Origin of the sequence: Catonella massiliensis, from assembly GCF_016651435.1 — a bacterium.
Lineage (GTDB): Bacteria > Bacillota > Clostridia > Lachnospirales > Lachnospiraceae > Catonella > Catonella massiliensis.
In genome coordinates, this window is the sequence record NZ_JAEPRJ010000001.1 from 1,647,142 (window position 1) to 1,668,002 (window position 20,861).

Sequence of the window (20,861 nt, forward strand, 5' to 3'; positions counted from 1 at the left end):
TTCAATTTGAACGCAAATTTTATTACAGATTTTTACTATACATTGAATCATTTTACTCCAGCATCCACTTCCACATAGGTATTACCTTAACTTTTATCTCATCATATTCAAGCTCTGCCTCTTCGCTGTTGGTAATTACGATACATTTTGCATCAGGAATGAAGTTTTTAAGCTTTACAAAGGCTCCAAGTTCCCTTGCCTTTGTATCCGGATTGTCAAGCAAACTGTAGCTTACCTGTATAGCCAGCCCACTGTTCGGAACATAAAAATCAATTTCTGCATTATTCTCAAAATAAAATACATTATCTACACTATATCTTCTAATCAGCTCAATTGCAACAAGATTTTCAAGAGCTGCGGTATTACTATCCATAATCAAGAGTCCAAGCAATCCTGTATCCATAAAATAATATTTTGACAGGGTTTCTTTATCAACTAACTTTGCTGAATAATTCTGTATTTTAAATAAAAGATATGAGTCAAGCATAAATCCCATATAATTAATTACTGTCTGCTTGCCAATAGCTATACCTGTGCTTTTTATTATATTTGTAAGCCTGTTATATGATATAGGATGCATTACAGATTCTGCTATTTTTTTTAATATCAAGCGTACTGCAAAGTCATTTGTGATTTTATTTCTTCTAATTATATCTCCAAGGTATATAGTCTGATAAATATTACTTAAATACTCTCTCTTGTTCCTTATCTCTACTAATTCAGGAAATGCACCATATTTCACATAATCATTATACAAACTGATTATTTCTGCTTTATCCGCTGTACTGATTATCCCCGAATAATCCTTTATCTTCTCTTTTGCAGTCAAATATTCCTTAAATGAATAAGGGAAAATCTGTACTATCATAAATCTTCCCCCAAGAGTTGATGCAATTTCACTATTAAGCATCTTACTGTTACTTCCGGTAATATTTACCCTATACTTCATATCCGAAAGGCGGCGTACAAACTTCTCCCAACCGTCTACATTTTGAATTTCATCCAAAAACAAGTACGGTTTGTTATTTGTACCTGATAATTCAATACTAACTTCTAAAATCATATTTAAATCATCAGCAGTTACTTCTAAAAGCCTCTCATCTTCAAAGTTAACATAAGCTATCTGATTTAACGAAACTCCGTCAACAATAAGCTTTTTTATCTGCTGATACAGCATATAAGACTTACCAGTACGTCTTATACCCACAAAACAATAATTTACATTATCTTCCAACTCATAATTCCTATGAATAACAGAATTATTTAGGTACATTTCTTTTTGGTCAATTAGAATCTGTTTCATGTTTTCTCTGTTCATAGATTCCTCCTGTCTTGTATATAAGACAATTTTGAATTGTATTTGTCTTGTCTATAAGACAATTATATATAATTATTGTCTTATATGCAAGACGATATCTGGTCATTTTTGTCTTATATATAAGCTGACAAAAATTCCTCTTTAGTAGAACCTATTTTCACGCCTCTGTTATCCTTTCCATCATCAGAAGCATTCTTATAATAGAAATACCAACCTTCATTATTTTTTTCATAATCTATATATTACCCGACTTCGAAACTGTAGCTATTCCATCATCCTCAGAAGTCCATTTAACTTTTCCTTTTACACCTTTAAGCTTAAGTTTGAAGCTGTTTCCAACATACATTTCAGTTTTAGACACATTCAAACTATACTTTGTTGCAGCCTTTGCTACAACCACTTGCTGATTTTTGTTTTTCTTGCACACCTCATCCACCTCTGCTATATTATTACTATCAATTCCAAGGAGGCATTTATGACTAAATACAGTTTTCCACCACTTATAGACTACTCTTCAAAAATCCTCGTCCTTGGCTCACTTCCGGGCGAAGAATCCTTAAAGCAAGCTCAGTATTATGCCCATCCCCGCAATGCTTTCTGGAAGATTATGTTTATAGTTTTCAATGAAGTATACAGCGAAGACTACTCTGCAAAATGTGAACTTCTCCTTAAAAATCATATAGCTCTTTGGGATATGGTGCATAGCGGTAACCGCAAAGGCTCTCTTGATTCTGATATTAAGAATGAAATCCCAAATGACATCGAGGGACTGTTAAATCAATATCAAGGCATATCAACCATTCTTTTAAACGGAAAAAAGGCAGAAGCGATGTATAATAGATATTTCAGCCAAATACCTATAAATACCATCACTCTGCCTTCTACAAGCCCTGCAAATGCAAGACTGAATTTTGAAGAAAAACTTAATCTTTGGAAAGAAGCTATCAATCCCCAGAATCTAACTTAAGCACGCTCATAAATGCCTTCTGTGGTATCTCTACGTTACCCACCTCACGCATTCTCTTCTTTCCTTCCTTCTGCTTTTCAAGAAGCTTTCTCTTTCTTGAGATATCGCCACCATAGCACTTTGCAAGCACGTCTTTGCGCATTGCCCTTACTGTTTCTCTCGCAATTACCTTGCTTCCAATGGCTGCCTGAATAGGAACTTCAAAGAGCTGGCGTGGAATCTCATTTTTAAGCTTCTCGCACATTTTCTTTGCTCTCTCGTAAGCACCTTCTTTAACTATAATGAAGGAAAGTGCATCTACAGACTCCTTATTAATAAGGATATCGAGTTTTACAAGCTCAGCCTTCTGATAGCCCTTAAATTCATAGTCAAATGACGCATAGCCCCTTGAACGGGACTTAAGAGCATCAAAGAAATCGTAAATAATTTCATTTAATGGAAGGTCATACTTTAGTACTACCCTAGTCTCCTCAATATAGTCCATTCCATTGTTTACACCACGCCTTTCCTGGCAAAGCTTCATAATGGAGCCTAAATACTCAGTTGTAACCATAATTTCAGCCTTAACAATAGGCTCTTCCATATAGTCTATCTCTGAAGGATCAGGAAGGTTTGACGGATTGGTAATGTCAATAACAGTTCCATCAGTTTTATGTATCTTGTACACTACGCTAGGTGCAGTAGCCACCAGGTCTATGTCATAATCACGCTCAAGTCTCTCCTGAACTACATCGAGATGTAATAACCCAAGGAAACCGCATCTGAAACCAAAGCCAAGAGCAATAGAGGTTTCAGGCTCGAACTGGAGGGCGGCATCATTTAACTGAAGCTTTTCAAGTGCATCCCTAAGGTCTGCGTAATGTGCTCCATCCGCAGGATAAAGTCCACAGTAGACCATAGGAAGAACCTTTTTATACCCTGGAAGTGCCGTATCGCAAGGATTGTCCTTATCGGTAATGGTATCACCCACATTGGTAAGCCTTAGGTCTTTGATGCTTGCAGTAATATAGCCAACCATACCAGCTGTAAGCTCTTCACAAGGAATAAATTGTCCTGCTCCAAAGGTACCTACTTCTACAACTTCTTCTACTGCACTAGACTGGAACATCTTAATCTTTGTGCCCTTTTTTACTGTTCCTTCCATAAGCCTTGCAAATACTATAACTCCCTTATAGGCATCATAAAGCGAGTTGAAAATAAGTGCCTTTAAAGGATTCTCAGGCTTTCCTGACGGAGCAGGTATCTTCTCTACTATGGCTTCAAGCACATCCTCTATATTTAGACCATTCTTGGCAGAAATAAGTGGGGCATCGTGGGCTTCAATACCTACAATATCCTCTATTTCCTCTTTCACCCTGTCTGGATCAGCACTAGGAAGGTCAATCTTATTGATTACAGGCACAACGGTAAGGTCGTGCTCTAAGGCAAGGTATACATTGGCAAGAGTCTGTGCCTCCACTCCCTGAGAAGCATCTACTACAAGGATAGCACCCTCACAGGCAGCAAGGCTTCTTGATACCTCGTAGTTAAAGTCTACATGCCCCGGAGTATCAATGAGGTTAAATATATACTCCTCGCCATTTTTTGCCTTGTACACTACTCTTACTGCCTGAGAACGGATGGTAATACCACGCTCTCTCTCAAGCTCCATATTGTCAAGAATCTGATCCTGCATCTCTCTCTTGGTAAGAGTTCCTGTTGCCTCTATTATCCTGTCCGCAAGGGTTGACTTGCCATGATCAATATGTGCAATAATGCAAAAATTTCTGATATTCTTAGTATTTATCTCCGACATTCTTCTCTCCGTATTTTAATATTTACTCTGACTTATACAGATTACAGTATTTTTTAAAATTTATCAAGTAAAATTCCTTTAAATCTGTTGACATTCCTTCCATTTTGTATTAAAGTAAATTAGTGTGTTTGCGTTAAGCGTCCGTGTCCGGATTAATGAAACACTTTTAATCAAACAATGATAATGGAGGTGTTAAATTGGCTAATATTAAATCTGCGAAGAAAAGAATCAAGGTTGCTGCAAAGAAGACTCTCAGAAATAAAATGATTACTTCTAGGGTTAAGACTCTTGTTAAGAAAGTCGTTTCTGCTGTTGCAGTTAGTGATAACGAGGCTGCTAAGGTTGCTCTCGCTCCTGCAGTTGCTGCCATTGATAAGGCTGCAAACAAAGGCGTATATCACAGAAAAACAGCTTCTAGAAAGATTTCACGTCTTACAAAGTCTGTAAACAAGCTTGCGTAATTAATTATATTGCATATAAAAACAGCTGCCATATCGTCATCAGTATGGTGGCTTTTTTCTTTTAAATATTGACTTTGCACCTTTGTATGTAATATTCTGTTAATATGCAGAGTAAAGACTAAAGGAGAAAGTTATGATAAGACTAAAATGCAGTTCCTGCGGTGGAGAGCTTGAACTGAAAGGCTCGGGGATGTTTGAATGTCCTTATTGCGGTTCAAAATCATTTATGTCCGATGCTGATTTTAGAGGCAACGAAGAATTTAGAAAGAAGCTTCTCGAGTACTTAAAGGCAGAGGCTTGTAACAAAGATTTTGACTATGCCGGCGATTCCTTATGGAAACAAACCAGTGAAGACTCTTTTGTTATGGCAAACGACAAAGAGCTTACCATACAGTATATGTTTAAGTACGATTATGACTCCTGTCTTTGCTACCTTTCAAAAGAAAATGTGGTATATGTTTTAGATAATGTGCGTGAGAAAGAAAGATTTTTATTTGGAGTCAATTCTCTTGTGTTTCCGGAGGCAGACAGCAAGCTGCACCGCTGCTTTCCGCAGTTAAAGATGGAAATCTCCCTTAAAGACGGCAGGGAGGCTTTGATATTCCTAAGACGTCCTAACTTCTTCCCTGTCGAGTATTTTGCACCGTTTGAATCAAAGCATTTGGCTTGGGTAATATCCAGAATGGAGAATATCTGCTGTGAGCTAGAGTATTCCGGTATTGAATACGGCTGCATAGTTCAGAGTGCAGTCTGGATTAATCCCATCACTCATGAAGGGGCGCTGTTTGGCGATTGGAGAAAGGTTAGACCGATTGATGGTAATAAAGACCTTGTAGATGTCAGAAAGACGGCTATAAAAATAGTTAAAAATTCGAGAGAACCTATCGAGTTATATAAGTTCCTTAATTCTAAGCCAGAAAAAGATGCTTATGCTGATTTTAAGGCTTGGGATGATGTTATAGAAAAAGGCTTTGGCGGCCATAAATTCATAAAAATGTAAAGGAGAAGTCACTATATGGGATATGGAAGTTATTCAGCTTCAGATTGGAGCAGATTAAAATCAAGCAGAAATCTTTCAGATACACAAAGCGTAAATGAAATATTTCAAAGGAGAGCCTGCAATCCTAAGTTCGATCCAAAGTTTATAGGAACCAGGGAGTGTTTTGATTCTGAGGACCATCCAAATACTACTCCTATTGTTGTAGGTCTTGATGTTACCGCCTCTATGGGCTATCTTGCCGTTGAGGTCGCAACAAAGGCACTTAATCAGCTCATCATGAAGCTATACTCTACTGCTGCTGTTGAGGATCCTGCACTTATGTGCGCTGCGTATGGTGATTTCGGTGATTTTTCACCTCTTCAGGTAACTCAGTTTGAATCAGATATAAGAATAGCTGAACAGCTGCTAGAGCTTTATTTTGAGAATCACGGATGTGGCGAGGTTGTACCTACCTGTTTGTGGGAATTTTTGTCAAGACATACCAACATAGATGCTATCAATAAGAGATCAAAAAAAGGATTTTTGTTTACTATAGGTGACAATGCAAATATCAGAAAAGATCAGATTGAAGAAACCATCAAAAGGGTAATAGGTGATGATGTTCCAGGGGCTACCCGTGAGAGTCTTTTGGAGGAAGTACAGAAGAAATTTCATGTTTTCCACATTATGATAGGCGGCGATGGAAATAAGGATATATTGATTGGTAAAAAGATGGTAATCTCGGTAAATGAGATTGAAAATATACCTGAAATTATTATAAGTGCTATTCAGCTACAGCTAGGCAAGTCGTTAAAGGACGTACTGGCGCAGTGGGATCCTCTCAGTGTTCCTGTGATAAGTGCTGCAATCAAACAGTTGAGTATAGCTGACAGTGGGCAGTCGATTACCCTATGAGAACAATAGCTGTAGTAGGCAAGAATTACGGTGATGAAGGCAAAGGGCTTGTCACAGCAAGCCTTTGTTCTTCGTTTAAAAATCCGTTAATTATAAAACATAACGGTGGTGCACAGGCAGGACATACTGTAGAGGACGAGGGAAGAGGCACACGCTTTGTCCATCATCAGATAGGTGCTGGTGCTGAATACGGCGCTGATACCCTCTTTGCTGAGACTTATTATCCTGATTTGTATCAGATAAGAAAGGAAATCGAGGAGTTCAAATCCATATTCAGCGTAGTTCCAAGGATTTATGCCGAAGAAGGTTGCTGTATAACGACAATAGACGATATCCTTATAAATATGGCTATTGAAACTAAAAGGGGCAAGCACAGACATGGCAGCTGTGGTATGGGAATCAATGAATGCAGCGAGAGGATTAGAGCAGGATATAAGATAACTCTTAAGCAGATAGCAGATTCATCCTATGACGGGCTGCGCAATTTGCTTGTAAATATAAGAAAAGAATATACCCTAAAAAGAATAAAAGAATTGAAAATATCCGAACAAAACCCATATTATTCTATGATTTTTGATGACAATATTGTGGATAACTTTGCTGTAGAAATAAAAGACAACAGTAGATTTATCGAGCTTGTCAGTGCGGATAGTACTTGGCTAAAGCGTTATGATGGATTGATATTCGAATCGGGACAGGGCTTGCTCCTAGATAAGGATTATACTGCGAATGCACCCCATCTCACATCCTCTAAAACCGGCATTACCGAACCCCTTAGATTCTTAAATAAGAGAAGTCTTAGCTTACAGGAAGCAATATATGTTACAAGAACCTATGTTACAAAACACGGTGCAGGACCGCTTCCATACGAAATTAATACAAGTGATTGGGCTGATTTGGAGATGGATATGACAAATCTTCCTAATGAATGGCAGGGAGATATCAGGTATGCAAGTCATGGAAGCACTTATGACTTTCTTCTTCCTGTTACCAACGATATTAAAGATATAAACATCAAGCCTTCTCTAGCTATTACTCACTTGAATGAAACGAATGGGAAAATACTGTTTGAAAATGAGAGTCTTGACCTCAAGAACTTTAGGGAAATATATGGTGATAAGTTGCAAAATGTATATATATCCAGAAGTCGTAGCGGGATTGAAAAATATTTTTAATTTACATCTAGACAATTTATATTGTATGTGATATAATTTTACAAAACCAAACGAAAATGTGAACTGAAGTTTTAATAATTCAGTTGACTTTTTACGGTTTAAGTATAATATTAAATTGAGCACAGTTTTGCTCATATCAAACAAATACAAGGAGGGTTATGAAATGGAGAATTTAGGATTTTATGTCTGTAAGGATTGCGACTTTGAGGTACAGGTAATTAAGAAGGGTGACCACGAGCATGAGCACAAGCTTTTCTCAGAGGAGCTTAAGTACTTAAAGCCAAACTCAAAGGAAGCTGCTCTTGAGAAGCACGTACCTGATGTTACAGTAGATGGCGATACCATCAATGTAGCAGTAGGCAGCGTTCTTCACCCAATGACAGAGGAACATCATATCGAGTGGGTATATCTTGAGACCGAAAAGGGCGGACAGTTAAAGCACTTTAAGGTAACTGATGAGCCTAAGGCTGTATTTAAGGTGGCTGACGATAAGGCTCTTAGAGTATATGCATACTGCAACCTTCACGGACTTTGGGTTAAAGAGTTGTAATTAGATATTAGTAACATTAAGCCTGTAATAAGAAACTAATTGATATCATATCAATATGTAGCTTATTACAGGCTTTTAACTTTTCATTAAACTTCCAAACTGATTTTATATACCATTTTGGTGTTTTAAAATTTACATTACTTAAAGTCCCATCACATATACCTGGCAAGGATTCCATTCATCCCAAAGCGTAGGAAATACCTCAAATTCTTTAAACCCTAAAGAAAGATAAAAACAGTTAGTTTTATCATACTCTTTATATTTTCCCATCTGAACTGTTTTTACCTGCATAAAGGAATATCCCTTCCGCTTTGCCAATTCTTTAGCCTTTTCCACAAGCCTTCTGCCAATACCTTGTCTGTGATATTCTTTAAGTATTCCCATAACATAAAGTTCAACCGTATCCTTACCGGTTTCATCCAAATAAACGAAACCTATCGGTTGACCCTCAGAGTATGCTGCAAAAAAAGGCCGTTTTGAGCTTTCGGTTATATAATCCTCCCTTGAATCGGGAAGCCCGAACCACTCTGGTAGAGCCTCAAGTATCAGTCGCGTAATCTTCTGCTTTTCCACAGGAGCTTCTACTTCTGAAATTCTAACCTTATCTTCATTTTTCTTAAAATTATACATAAGATTGAAGCTATCAGGAACATCTTCATCAATATACCCTGTGTCTTCAAAGCCCAGCTTTTTATAAACATGCAGGGCAGCAACATCATCCATTTTTACGCAAACTTCAACACAATCATATTTACGCTCTTTTTCAAGCTCCGACAGAATCATTTTTAATGCCTGTGTACCGTAGCCTTTTCTCTGATACCTCCGGTCAATCATAAATTGCTGAAGCTCATAGCAGGCAGGCTCTTCATCCATATCTCTTATCATAGCAAGTCCCACAGCCAATTCATCATCAGCTATTCCAATTACTCTTGCTCCGGATGAACGATAAACATATCCTCTGGCAATTATTCCTATGTTGTCTGCCAAAAAATGTTTTTGACTTTCTTTTACGGATAGTTCTGCAAAATCTATCCAGTTTTTCTCATTTAGTTCAACTAGTCTGGTCATTTTAATCCTCCGATTTTTATTGGAGGGTTAAATTTCGTGAACCCTCCATACACGATTTATCTTTTTCATAAAAATCACTCCTTTCATTCTTCTTTATTACCTGAGTCGAAATCTGCGGGTATGTCAGCAGTTTATCCCAAGTCAGGTTTTTACTACTATTGATACAGGATTACTCAGGTTTCATCTTTCGTAGTCCTTGTATCTTATAAAGTATGCAATATTTCATACAGCTTGTCAATATTTTTTTATTCGCATCTTTTTCTTAACTATCGTAGTCAAACTTCCCGTCATTCTTCTCTTCCAGAGCTTTAATGACCTGGAAGATGAATTCTCCTTAATATCAACCTTTTACAGCTCCTGCTACTAAACCACTAATCATGTATCTTTGGAAAAAGAAGAACAAGAAAATCATTGGCACGGTTCCTACAATAGATATCGTATTAATGAGTGACCAGTCATAAGAAAGTTCACCCAAGTATCGGAGTGCTACACCTGCTGACAAGGTTCTAAGCCCATCTGTTTGAATCAAAGTTGTTGAGTGAAGATAGTCATCCCAAGTTATTAGGAATGAATAAATTCCCACAGCTAAAATTCCGGGTTTAACTAAAGGCATTACAACCTTGAACAAGGTTCCAAATCTACCTGCTCCATCAATCTGTGCAGATTCTTCAATAGCCTTAGGAACAGCATCAAAAAAGCTTGACATCAGCATAATTGAAAATGGTAAGATAGAAGCCGTTAACGCCCAAATTAGCCCTGTCCTCGTATTAAGAAGACTTACATCCTTCATTATTTTATAAAGAGATATTAAACGGCTTATAACCGGAAACATCTGTGCAGAAGTGAAAATAGCCAGTATAAACATGTTCCAGCGAAAATGGAATCTGGAAAGTGCATATCCTCCAAATATCGCAATCACGCAGGATAAGGCCGCTGTCGCTCCTGCCACTATAAAATTGTTTCGATAGTAAATAAAAAATTCGTTATTCTTTTTATAAAGGTCTATATAGCTTTGGATAGTAAATTCTTTAGGCCAAAATGAAGGCGGAAACTGATAGGCCTCCATATTGTTCTTAAATGAAGTCATAAGTACCCATAATATTGGAAAAAGCAAAAACCCTAGAATTAATATCAAAACAATTATACGTAAAATCAGCCAAGTGTACTTCTTTGCTTTCATCTAGACCTGCCTTTCTGTACGCACTGCTTTATTAAACAGAAATACAACTATTATCATAAGAGCCATCCACATGGTAGTAACAGCCGCACCTGAGCCTAAGTTATTGGATACGAATGCTTCACGATAACTTAAAACTCCCAAAGTAGTTGTTGAACCATTTGGCCCTCCCCCTGTCATTGTCCATACAAGAGGGAATTGCTTAAAATTCTCAATTATTGACATTGTTAATGTAATTTTTATCACTGACATCATTGATGGAATAATGATTTTAGTCAGTTTCTGCCAGTAATTTGCTCCATCTATTGATGCTGCCTCTTGCATATCACTTGGCACATTACTAAGACCTGCCAGTAAAAGTAAAGCCCCAAGAGGTATCTGTTTCCATAGAGCAGCAATTATAACTCCAATTAGTGCAGTGTTTTGATCATTAAGAATCGCAAAATCCGTAATTCTTCCACCGGAAAACAGACTTACAAGATATTTTAACAAACCATACTGCGGTTGATATATCCACATCCATACAAGGCCTGAAATAACTGTAGGTACTACCCAGGGAATCATCATTACACTGCGGAAAAAGCGGCTTCCCCTTATCTTTTGATTTAATATTAATGCCAAAGTCATACTAATTACAAACTGTAATGTTACAACAGCAGTAACAAAAACAAGATTTACCCACACAGCTTGAAGAAGTTTTCCACTTTGAAAAATCTTAATGTAGTTTTGAAATGAGTTCCAAGTCCCAGCTGTACCTGATATAATATTTTTGATTTTAAAATCCAATAAACTTCTGTAAAAAGAGTCTAAAATTGGAATCACAATGAATAAAACCGTAGTAATCACTGCAGGCATAAGCAATGCAAGTGAAAATAATTTATCTCCGGTTTCCCTTTTTAAGGCCATTCCTTTTCTTTTTTCTACCTTTACCACACTCTCTCCTCTCTGACACTAAAACTTCTCACCAAGTTAATAATGGCATTCATTTCGTATAAAAGCCGTACCCTTTTCAGTGCGGAAGTAAGACGACCGCCGTCAAAAGGTACGGCTTAATGATTTTACGCCATTTTACCCCAAAATGATGTCACTTATGCTATACTAGTCCTAATCAATTATTGCCTGTCTTAAATCTGTAACGTCTATAATATAACAATACTACTGATTTAATATTGTCTCCGCAGATTTCTTAAAATTCTCTAGTGCTGCTTCAACTTCTTCCCCACCAACAGTAATTGCCTGTGCAAGTCCACTAACTTCAAGTGCAAAGTCATTTAAGTTTGTTATCATTGGTAAAGGAGCTAAATTTGTATTAGCTGATTTAGCCTGCTCAAGCAAAGGATTAATCTCTGCTTCCATTGACTTACGTACTGCAAATGCAGGAGTTACATTTTTTAAATAGTCACTCAGTATTTCAGGTGAAATTATAAACTGCATGAAATTCTTGGCAGCTTCTAAGCGCTCTGTTCCATTGTCAAAGGCAAAAAATGTGTGTGCCTGTAAGATAGACTGTCCACTTCCGTTTCCACCTTTAAGAGGAACAGCTACAGCAGTAAAATTAACCGCATCCGGATTGATGGATTTGATACCGTTAAATCCCCAAGAATTGTCATAATACATCGCTAACTGACCTAATGCAAAGAGGTTTCTTAAATCCTTAGCCTTTGCATTCTGCGGGTTATATCCCTTGTCATTTAAGTCTTTTAACATAGCTAAAGATTCTTTTAACCCTGCATTTTCAAGGCTTAACTTGCCATCCTTATCGAGATATTCTCCTCCAAAATTAGCGGTATAAGCTAATAAACTTATGCCTGAAACCGGTACCGATGCAGTTGTCTGTCCAAATGCATAAATCTTGTTTCCATCATCAGTTTTTAACTTACTAATCTTCTCTGCCATTTCAAGCATTTCCTGATAAGTTGTTGGTGCCTTAGAAGAATCAAGTCCGGCTTTTTCAAATATATTCTTGTTATAGAATAAAACTGATGGAGAAGAGTAAAGAGGCAGTCCATACAAATGTCCGTCAACAGTAAACGCCTCTAATATCTCAGGATAGTAATCATCCAAAAAGTCCTTATCTATTACTTCTTCAAGGGGGGCTGCAAGTCCTGCATCTATAAGAGCAGGCATCCATATCATTTCACCAAACATAAGGTCAACCTTATCTCCGCCACCAGCCATGTTAATGACTGTATTTAATATTTCAGCGTAAGGAGCAGTTACCCACTCAATTGTGACATTTGGATACTTTTCTTCAAACTTTGTTTTAGCATTTTCCCAAAATTCTGTGTAACCTTTTTCCAAAATTGCATAGTTCGCTATTTTAAGTGTAATTTTTCCTGTAGAGCCAGTTGTGCTCTTGGCTGATGTAGACTGACTTTCAGTCTTTTTTTCTGACGTCTGTTTTGTATCATCTTTAGAAGTCTGACCGCCACATCCCACCATACCAAACAATAATACCGCCACCAACAACATACTAAGTATTTTTTTCATCCCATTCCTCCTTTTAAGTGTGAGATTATACAAGCCTTCTATCCCTTGTGCTTCGTACTCTCTCTTTCAATCATTCTAGTTTCAAATACTTTACTTAGCTCTTCCGGTACAAGATTTTTTGTGCCTTGGTTCATGTTTTCGATTAGTTCAATAGCAGTTTTGCTCATCTCCTCCTTTTGCTGTTCAATTGTAGTTATGCTTGGGGTCATAAGGCGTGAAATACTCGAGTTATCCACTCCTAGTATCATAATATCTTCAGGAATCCTCCTGCCAATATTCGTGACAATCTTAGAGGCTGTTGCAGCCAGCCTGTCATTTCTTGCAAAAATTGCATCTGTTTCGGGATTATCTAATAAAAACTTAGCAAAACTCTCCTGCCATAGGTCTTCATCAAAGCCTACAAAAGTCCGCTCGAGGGTTTCCTTACTGCTAAGACCATGACGCTTCCCAGCCTCTTCAAAGGCTAAATACCTTATATCCTTATTTAGTTCGCTCTTTTTTAATGTTTGAGCCAGATAAACTATATTCCTTGCTCCCTTTTCCCAAAGCAAGTCAAGACCCTTTAATACTCCATCATATAGTCCTGAGTCAATAGTAGCTACTCCCTTAGGTATTTCACCATATTTTTTGCTTAGAAATAACACCACAGGGATTCCGCCGCCCGCAATCTGCCTTATGTATTCTGTCTTAAATCCCGCAGAATTGATTATTATTCCATCGAATTGGCTATTCATAACCCTTCCAATATAGGAATCCACGTTGTGGTACTTACAAAGCGAAACCAGGTAGCCTTTATCGTAAGCATATTTATCTAACTGATATAGGATTTCTCCAAAATATTCATCAAGTACTATATCAGTAATCAAGAGAATCTGCTTACTGGTCTTCTTTTTCAAAGCCCTTGCAATCACGTTAGGATGATAATTTAGCTCTTCTATGGCCTTTTTAACTCTTTCCCTCTTGTCCTTTGCCACGTACCTATTGTCATTTACCACATAAGAAACTATTGTTTCACTCACACCTGCGCGTTTTGCAACATCAGCTCGTGTCGCCCTATGACTTTCTCTAGTCTCATCAGGCTTTACTTCTTCGGGCCTTGCATCTTCTATCTTAGACTTACGCTCCATTTCATACCTTCCACTTAATATTTACGGTTATACTCCTTTATTGGAAGTCCTGTTCCATAGCCGTATTCCATAACTTCTCCTTCTTCTCTGTGACGGCTTCTGGAGTATCCGCCACAATCCCAGGATACCTTCTGCCTATCCTTTCTCCAAGGACGCTTCTCCCAATAATAGCCTCTTAGCGGATCTCTGGTATCATTTTGCCAGTTAAGGAGCAAATCATGCATTTCATTTCTAATTGCCTCGCAAGACGGATCATCAATCAAGTTGTGCATCTCATCAGCATCTTCCTCAAGATTGTATAGCTCATCCTGAGTCATTAGGTTAATGGTAAGCTTCCACTTTCCCTTTACTATACAGCGTACCGGCTGGAAGCCACCCCAGCCATCGTGGTCTACCTCATATCTGTTAAATTCTACAAAGACAGGTCTTCCTTCCTTCTTCTTCGTGATATCTCTATCTGTTAAGTCCGCAAGCAGGCTCTCTCCTTCTAAGCTCTCAGGCTGTGGAAGTCCGTAAAAGTCGAGTATAGTTGGAACAACATCTATGTGGGAAACAGGCATTTCACTGGAAATACCCCTATCAATCTTATCTTTCCAGCGCACAATAAATGGAATATTGGTTATTTCCTCATACATAGCAGGTCCCTTAGCGTGAATTCCGTGTGAACCCTGTGCATCTCCATGGTCGGAGGTGTAAAGTACGAGTGCTTCTTCAGCATTTTTCTCAGCTCCCTCAAGCACACGGCCAATCTGAGAATCAATGAATGAATTAGAACCAAGCAGACCTACCGCACATCCATCTCCGTTACCGCCTTGAATCTCCATATATTTTTCGTGCCATACCTTGATGTGGTCAGGCAGCTTTGAAAAATCCATATGCTGGTTAGCCTTCTGTAAATATGGTTTATAAAAAGGCTCATAATATGACTTTGGCGCTAAGAAAGGATGGTGAGGTTCATCATAGGATACAACTAAAAAATAGTCCTCATCCTTGTGCTTTTCCATAAAGTCTAACGCTCTCTTGGTACAGAGGTATCCATAGGTAAACTCCTCCCCTATACCATCTCCCTCTAGAGCAGTTTCAAGCTTGCGGGAGCGTTCCCGGTCCTTATCACTTTCAAGCTCATCCAGATAGTTTCTCATGTCATACCAGTACTCTTCATCCCATCCGTCCGGGCAGATGCCGTCTCCAAAGTAGTCACCACCATCCAGATGCCATTTCCCTATATAGGCAGCATGTATTCCTTCGCGGCTTAGTCTCTGTCCTATAGTTAAACTCTGCTGTGACAATGCCATACAGTTACCCAACATTCCATTGGTATGAGGATAGGTTCCTGTAAACAACCCGGCCCTCGCAGGACCGCAAACGGGCTGTGTAGTGTAGGCAGAATTGAATGCAAGTCCCTCGTCACAAAGGCGGTCAAGGCAAGGTGTATGCATATTTTCGCCTCTTTCATTGCAGCGGCTTATCATATCACGTCTTTGGCTGTCTGTCATAATTAAAATGAATTGTTTTTTAGCCATTTTTATCTCCTTATATCATATTTCTGATTCATAAAATCACTATATACACACGAGTGTATATTTTTTATAAAATAAAAACTGCTCCCAGCTGATGAGAACAGTTTATCATGTTTCGTCAAATAATACAATATTTAATTAAAATATATGATAAAATTTGATATTTTGATATCAATCTAACAGGTGCTCTTCTTTTATTTCATCATTTTTACATCCTAAGCATAAGCTCCCTGTCCACTACTTCACCATGTTCAATATATATCCTGTGTACCCTCTTGCTTACGGCACATACAAGTTCGTAAGGAATTGTTCCTGCCATTTCCGCCATGGTTTCTATTGGATTGTTCTCCCCGAATATCTCTATCTCACTGCCCACATCTATGCTGTACTTGTCTGTTATGTCAATCATACACATATCCATACAGATTCTACCTCTTTGCTTAACAGGTCCTGCTTCCGTCATAAATGAATATTTGTTAGAGAGGCAGCGCATAAATCCATCTGCATATCCATAAGGCACAACCCCCATGCGGGTTTTCTCTGTAGTAGTATATATTCCTCCATAGCTAATCTTGGTACCCTTTGGATATACCTTGATTGTACTTACAGCGGTTTTCATTGACATTACAGGCTTTAGCCCAAGCTTTTTAGCATATTCGCCGTATCCATAGAGCAAAAGTCCCGGACGCACCATATCCATATAGCTTTCAGGGTAATTTACTGTAGCACCGGTATTGGCACAGTGGTGAAGCAGGAACTTCTTCCCGGAGATTTTCTCCACCTCTGCAATTACATCCTTAAAAAGCTTTAACTGGTGTTCTGTATACTCCCTGCACTCTTCTCCCTCTTCATCAGATACAGCAAAATGGGTAAATATACCCTCTGCATCGAGGTTTGGAAGATTGCATACATTGACAATTCCCTGGACTCCCGTTTCAAAATGTTCGCCCTCACAGAGGTAGCCCAGCCTTGACATACCTGTATCCACTTTTATATGAATCTTAAGAATTCCCTTGCATTTTACTGCCTCTGCACTGTATTCCAGAGCCTTGGCTTCACAGGTTACTGCCTGAGTTATATTAAAACAGATGAGCCTATCTACCTGTTCTCTGGGAGTATGTCCGAGGATTAGGATGGGCATGGTAATTCCATTAAATCTAAGCTCCATAGCCTCATCAATGCTACTGACTGCAAGATAATCTGCACCCAGTTCCTGTAACTTTTCTCCCACCTTTACAGAGCCATGGCCGTAGGCATCTGCCTTTACAATACCTGCAAACTTGACATTTTCTCCGATATGCTCTTTGATTTTCTTATAATTATACTCTATGGCATCTAAGTTTATTTCTGCCCAGGTTCTTTTAAGTGTTGATTTCATTTAGTCCTCTTTTCATAAAGCTTGTTTCCAACTGTTCGTCAACAATTATAGTCCAAAGCTCTAAAAATACAAGTATGTATCACAATTATTGGAAAACATCCTATTATCAAAGCAAAGCCACAATTGCTATATTTTCAGATATCCTGTATATCACATCAGCTTCCCACTCCGACAAACTGGCTATTATAAAGCTCTGCGTAAAAGCCCTTCTTTTCAAGAAGTTCCTCGTGATTACCCTGCTCTATAATGGTTCCTGCCTTCATTACAAGTATAATGTCCGCCTCCTTAATGGTTGATAGCCTGTGAGCAACTATGAAGCTGGTTCTCCCCTCCATCAGGCGGTTAAATGCCTTCTGAATCTTGATTTCGGTTCTTGTATCAATCGAGGAGGTCGCCTCATCAAGAATCAGCATAGGAGGAAGTAAGAGCATTACCCTGGTGATGCATAAAAGCTGCATCTGTCCCTTTGAGAGACCACTTCCCTCTTCATCTATCACAGTATTGTAGCCGTCCTTTAGCTTGCTTATAAAGCTATGTGAGTGCGCAGCCTTTGCAGCAGCAATTACTTCCTCATCAGTTGCATCGGGCTTACCCATCACTATATTGTCCCTTATAGTGCCCTGTCTAAGCCAAGTCTCCTGAAGCACCATTCCGTATGATTTTCTTAAGCTATGTCTTTTTATATCCCTTATATCAGCATTTTCTACCCTGATGCTTCCACTGTCCACATCATAGAACCTCATAAGAAGGTTGATAATAGTTGTCTTGCCACAGCCCGTAGGCCCCACTATAGCTATTCTCTGGCCTTTTTTCACACTAAGGTTAAGCCCCTCAACGAGTTTTCTATCCTTTACATAAGAAAATGAAACATTATCCAGTTCTATATCACCAATTTCGCCCTTTACTGCGCTATTTTGCCCAATGTGCTTTGATTCGCCTAGTTCAATCTCACCATCCTTTACCTCAACCTCCTCATTTATAAGTTCAAGAAGCCTGCCTGCACAGGCTATGGCATTTTGAAGCTCGGTAATGATTCCTGAAATGTCGTTAAAAGGCTTGGTATACTGATTGGCATAAGCTAAAAATGCTGTAAGGCCACCTACGCTTATGCCTGCATTTATTACCTGAAAAGCTCCTACAAGCCCAACTAATGCATAGACTATATTGTTGACAAATCTTGTTGCAGGGTTGGTAATAGACGAGAAAAATATGGCTTTTAGTGATGCTTTTTCTATCCTTTCATTAATTTCATCAAAATCATCAACCACCTTTTCCTCTCTTCCGTAGGCCTTTACCACTTCCATTCCACCTATCATTTCATTGATTAGAGAGGTTTGCTCCGCTCTGGTTTCAGACTGAAGCTTGAACATATTGTAAGTATGTTTTGAAATGAATCTCGCCACAAGTAATGAGAGAGGGGTAAGCACCACAACTATAAGTGCTGTAAACACATTTATCCTAAGCATAAATACCAGAGTACCAAGTATAGTTGCAATCCCTGTAAAAATCTGTGTAAATCCAAGTAAAAGCCCGTCAGAAAACTGGTCTGCATCTGCTATTACTCTGCTTACTATATCACCTGTAGGATGTGCATCTAAAAAGCTTAGAGGAAGCCTCTCAATCCTCCTAAGAGCATCATTTCTGATATCCCTAACTACATTGTAGGCTATTCTGTAGTTGATGGTCGTCATAACCCACTGAAGTAAGGCGGTTATGCCCGCTACTATCCCTGCCTCTACAATAATGCTAAATATCCTATCAACCTTTGTAAGTCCACCTCCCACAATGAGGTCGATAGCATCCCCAAATAATATAGGGAGATAAAGGGTCAAAACCACTGTAGCCATTGCCATTACAAGAGAAGCAAACAGCAATATCTTATAATTGCCTATGTAGGCTAAAACTGCCCCAATTATCTTTTTATTATTCTTCATATTCACTCCTATTTGTACTGTGAATTGTAAATTTCTATGTATACCTCACAAGATTTAAGCAGATTTTCGTGTTTTCCAAGCCCTACAAGCACTCCATCATCTAAGACTACAATCTTGTCAGCCTGCATAATAGAAGAAGTCCTCTGAGATACAATAAATACCGTAGGCTTGTACTCCAGAGCATTTATACCCTTCCTAAGCGCAAGGTCTGTGGCATAGTCAAGAGCAGATGAGCTATCATCAAGTATAAGGATTTCAGGCTTGCCTACAAGGGCTCTTGCTATAGAGAGCCTCTGTTTCTGTCCTCCTGAGAGATTCCTGCCCTCCTGTTCTATGACAAAATCAAGCTTGCCTTCTTTAGAATTGACCACATCTTCAGCACAAGCTAAGCGCACAGCCTCCATAATCTCTTCATCTGTAGCATTTTCATTGCCCCATTTGATATTGTCTCTTATACTGCCCTTAAAAAGTGACGCCTTCTGCAAGACGACAGCTACGGTTTTTCTTAGCTCCTTAAAACTATAGGCTGTTACATTTCTTCCTTTTACCCTTACTTCACCCTCGCTTACATCATAGAACCTTGGTATAAGGCTGATGAGGGAAGTCTTACCAGAGCCGGTACCTCCGATTATACCAACGGTTTCTCCTTTTTTAACTGTAAAATTGATATTATTTAAGGCATTTTCCTCACTATCTGGTGATAACTTTCCATTGTAATTAAGACTTACATTGCTAAACTCGACGATGTTTCCGTCCATTTTATCTGAGTCTGTGGTAGTTATATCTCCCTCTTTCATACCAGGCTCTATGTCTAGTATGCTCTGAACTCTATTGCCACAGGCTACTGAGCGTGTAATATTGAGGAACATAGTTGCAAACTTTACAAGCTCCACAAGAATCTGTGACATATAGTTATATAAAGCCACAATCTGCCCCTGAGTGAGAGCACCTGCTTCGACTCTTATAGCCCCCTTATAAATAAGAGTTGCAATACCTATATTGACAATTACATATGTCAGAGGATTCATGAGAGAAGATACTGTTCCAACCCTTTTACTTAAATCAGTCAAAAATTTATTTGACTTCTCAAAATCTCTTATTTCCTCGTCTTCCTTACAAAATGCTCTTATAACTCTCACTCCGGTAAGGTTCTCTCTAGTCTTGCCAAGCACCTTGTCAAGCGCACTCTGCACATCTCTGTACTTAGGAATACACCAGTACATTACACCAAAAATCACAGCTGACAGTATAATTATGGTGATTACAAATAGAATACCAATTTCTACATCTATGGTAAATGCCATAACCACTGCACCGGCTACGATAAAGGGTGAGCGAAGAAAGAGTCTCAGTGTAAGGTTAACACCTGTTTGAATCTGGTTCATATCACTTGTAAGCCTTGTTATAAGTGTATTGGAACCAACCCTATCTATGTCTAAGAATGAAAGCCTTTGAATATGCGCAAATACTGCGTGTTTTACCTGTTTGATAAAGCCCACGCTTGCTTTTGCCGCAAAAAACTGGGCAGTTATTGAAAAGGTAAGCCCCACAAAGCCGAGACCTACAAGCAAAAGGCAGAGCCTCACTATAAGCCCCTTATCATTTCCGCCTATTCCCTTATCTATGATATATGCCATTACAAGTGGCACTATAAGATCCATGCAGGCCTCTAAGAGCTTAAAAAGAGGGCCTAGTATGCTTTCGAGTTTATAATCACGGATGTATATTAGTAGTTTTCTCAATGGTTTTCTCCCAATTTTGCAGATTTTATAATATCAATTTAATCACTATTTCTCATGCATAAATAAAGATAAGCTACTTTAATTTATACGATAGCATCATTCTCCTCAGATAGTATAGCACAAGTATAAATATAAAAAAATCCCATTGCAACTTCTTAATTGAAATTGCAATGGGAAATATGTGCCCTTATCCAAAAAGATCACTATGTGTTCCAGTTCTCGTCAAAGCCGTGAGGCTTCCCCCACGACTTCATATAAGTCTTTA

18 protein-coding genes are annotated in these 20,861 nt (G+C 38.5%); 6 read left to right on the forward strand and 12 right to left on the reverse strand.

Annotated elements, in window-relative coordinates; all coding sequences use genetic code 11:
* Positions 1–52: 52 nt before the first annotated feature.
* Both JJN12_RS07475 and JJN12_RS07480 read right to left on the reverse strand, forming a co-directional pair.
* Positions 53–1,318, reverse strand: coding sequence for an ATP-binding protein (locus JJN12_RS07475; protein WP_208429088.1), 1,266 nt, complete (start codon positions 1,316–1,318; stop codon positions 53–55).
* A 235-nt stretch (positions 1,319–1,553) separates the two neighbouring features.
* A complete protein-coding gene (locus JJN12_RS07480; protein ID WP_208429089.1) occupies positions 1,554–1,745 on the reverse strand; it encodes a hypothetical protein in 192 nt (63 codons plus the stop codon).
* A 48-nt stretch (positions 1,746–1,793) separates the two neighbouring features.
* On the opposite strand from JJN12_RS07480, the gene JJN12_RS07485 reads away from it, so the two are divergent.
* A complete protein-coding gene (locus JJN12_RS07485) occupies positions 1,794–2,285 on the forward strand; it encodes a DNA-deoxyinosine glycosylase (RefSeq protein ID WP_208429090.1) in 492 nt (163 codons plus the stop codon).
* On the opposite strand, the gene lepA is transcribed toward JJN12_RS07485, so the two are convergent.
* A complete protein-coding gene (gene lepA / locus JJN12_RS07490; protein ID WP_208429091.1) occupies positions 2,263–4,080 on the reverse strand; it encodes a translation elongation factor 4 in 1,818 nt (605 codons plus the stop codon). The two genes, JJN12_RS07485 and lepA, sit on opposite strands and share 23 nt — an antisense overlap.
* A 197-nt stretch (positions 4,081–4,277) precedes the next feature.
* Here lepA and rpsT point away from each other — a divergent pair, with 197 nt between their 5' ends.
* The 5 genes from rpsT (at position 4,278) to JJN12_RS07515 (ending at position 8,160) form a co-directional block, all read left to right on the forward strand.
* Entirely contained in the window at positions 4,278–4,541 is a 264-nt protein-coding gene (gene rpsT / locus JJN12_RS07495; RefSeq protein WP_208429092.1) for a 30S ribosomal protein S20, read from the forward strand.
* Between the two features lie 133 nt (positions 4,542–4,674).
* Positions 4,675–5,541: a hypothetical protein gene (locus tag JJN12_RS07500; protein ID WP_208429093.1), complete on the forward strand. Its 867-nt coding sequence runs from the start codon at positions 4,675–4,677 to the stop codon at positions 5,539–5,541.
* 15 nt (positions 5,542–5,556) lie between these two features.
* Positions 5,557–6,435 (forward strand): hypothetical protein, encoded by an 879-nt coding sequence (locus tag JJN12_RS07505; protein WP_208429094.1) that lies wholly within the window; start codon positions 5,557–5,559, stop codon positions 6,433–6,435.
* Positions 6,432–7,610, forward strand: a complete 1,179-nt coding sequence (locus JJN12_RS07510) for an adenylosuccinate synthetase (RefSeq protein WP_208429095.1) — start codon at positions 6,432–6,434, stop codon at positions 7,608–7,610. Before JJN12_RS07505 ends, JJN12_RS07510 begins: the two co-directional genes overlap by 4 nt.
* Before the next feature lie 163 nt (positions 7,611–7,773).
* Positions 7,774–8,160, forward strand: a complete 387-nt coding sequence (locus JJN12_RS07515) for a desulfoferrodoxin family protein (protein WP_208429096.1) — start codon at positions 7,774–7,776, stop codon at positions 8,158–8,160.
* 141 nt (positions 8,161–8,301) lie between these two features.
* Here the strand turns inward: JJN12_RS07515 and JJN12_RS14570 are convergent, their stop codons facing one another.
* The 9 genes from JJN12_RS14570 to JJN12_RS07560 form a co-directional block, all read right to left on the reverse strand.
* Positions 8,302–9,228 carry a GNAT family N-acetyltransferase gene (locus tag JJN12_RS14570; RefSeq protein WP_208429097.1) on the reverse strand — a complete coding sequence of 309 codons (927 nt, stop codon included), beginning with the start codon at positions 9,226–9,228 and terminating at the stop codon, positions 8,302–8,304.
* 340 nt (positions 9,229–9,568) lie between these two features.
* Positions 9,569–10,408 carry a carbohydrate ABC transporter permease gene (locus tag JJN12_RS07525; protein WP_208429098.1) on the reverse strand — a complete coding sequence of 280 codons (840 nt, stop codon included), beginning with the start codon at positions 10,406–10,408 and terminating at the stop codon, positions 9,569–9,571.
* Entirely contained in the window at positions 10,409–11,338 is a 930-nt protein-coding gene (locus JJN12_RS07530; protein WP_328706795.1) for a carbohydrate ABC transporter permease, read from the reverse strand.
* A 222-nt stretch (positions 11,339–11,560) separates the two neighbouring features.
* The gene (locus tag JJN12_RS07535) at positions 11,561–12,895 is read right to left on the reverse strand and encodes an ABC transporter substrate-binding protein (protein ID WP_208429099.1); all 1,335 of its coding nucleotides are present in this window, start codon (positions 12,893–12,895) and stop codon (positions 11,561–11,563) included.
* A 38-nt stretch (positions 12,896–12,933) separates the two neighbouring features.
* Positions 12,934–14,022 carry a LacI family DNA-binding transcriptional regulator gene (locus JJN12_RS07540; RefSeq protein ID WP_208429100.1) on the reverse strand — a complete coding sequence of 363 codons (1,089 nt, stop codon included), beginning with the start codon at positions 14,020–14,022 and terminating at the stop codon, positions 12,934–12,936.
* 14 nt (positions 14,023–14,036) lie between these two features.
* The gene (locus tag JJN12_RS07545; RefSeq protein ID WP_208429101.1) at positions 14,037–15,545 is read right to left on the reverse strand and encodes a sulfatase-like hydrolase/transferase; all 1,509 of its coding nucleotides are present in this window, start codon (positions 15,543–15,545) and stop codon (positions 14,037–14,039) included.
* A 205-nt stretch (positions 15,546–15,750) separates the two neighbouring features.
* Entirely contained in the window at positions 15,751–16,920 is a 1,170-nt protein-coding gene (gene alr / locus JJN12_RS07550) for an alanine racemase (protein WP_208429102.1), read from the reverse strand.
* A 155-nt stretch (positions 16,921–17,075) separates the two neighbouring features.
* On the reverse strand, positions 17,076–18,854 hold the full coding sequence (locus tag JJN12_RS07555) for an ABC transporter ATP-binding protein (protein WP_208429103.1): 1,779 nt from the start codon (positions 18,852–18,854) through the stop codon (positions 17,076–17,078).
* An 8-nt stretch (positions 18,855–18,862) separates the two neighbouring features.
* Positions 18,863–20,596 carry an ABC transporter ATP-binding protein gene (locus JJN12_RS07560; protein ID WP_208429104.1) on the reverse strand — a complete coding sequence of 578 codons (1,734 nt, stop codon included), beginning with the start codon at positions 20,594–20,596 and terminating at the stop codon, positions 18,863–18,865.
* Between the last annotated feature and the right edge of the window lie 265 nt (positions 20,597–20,861).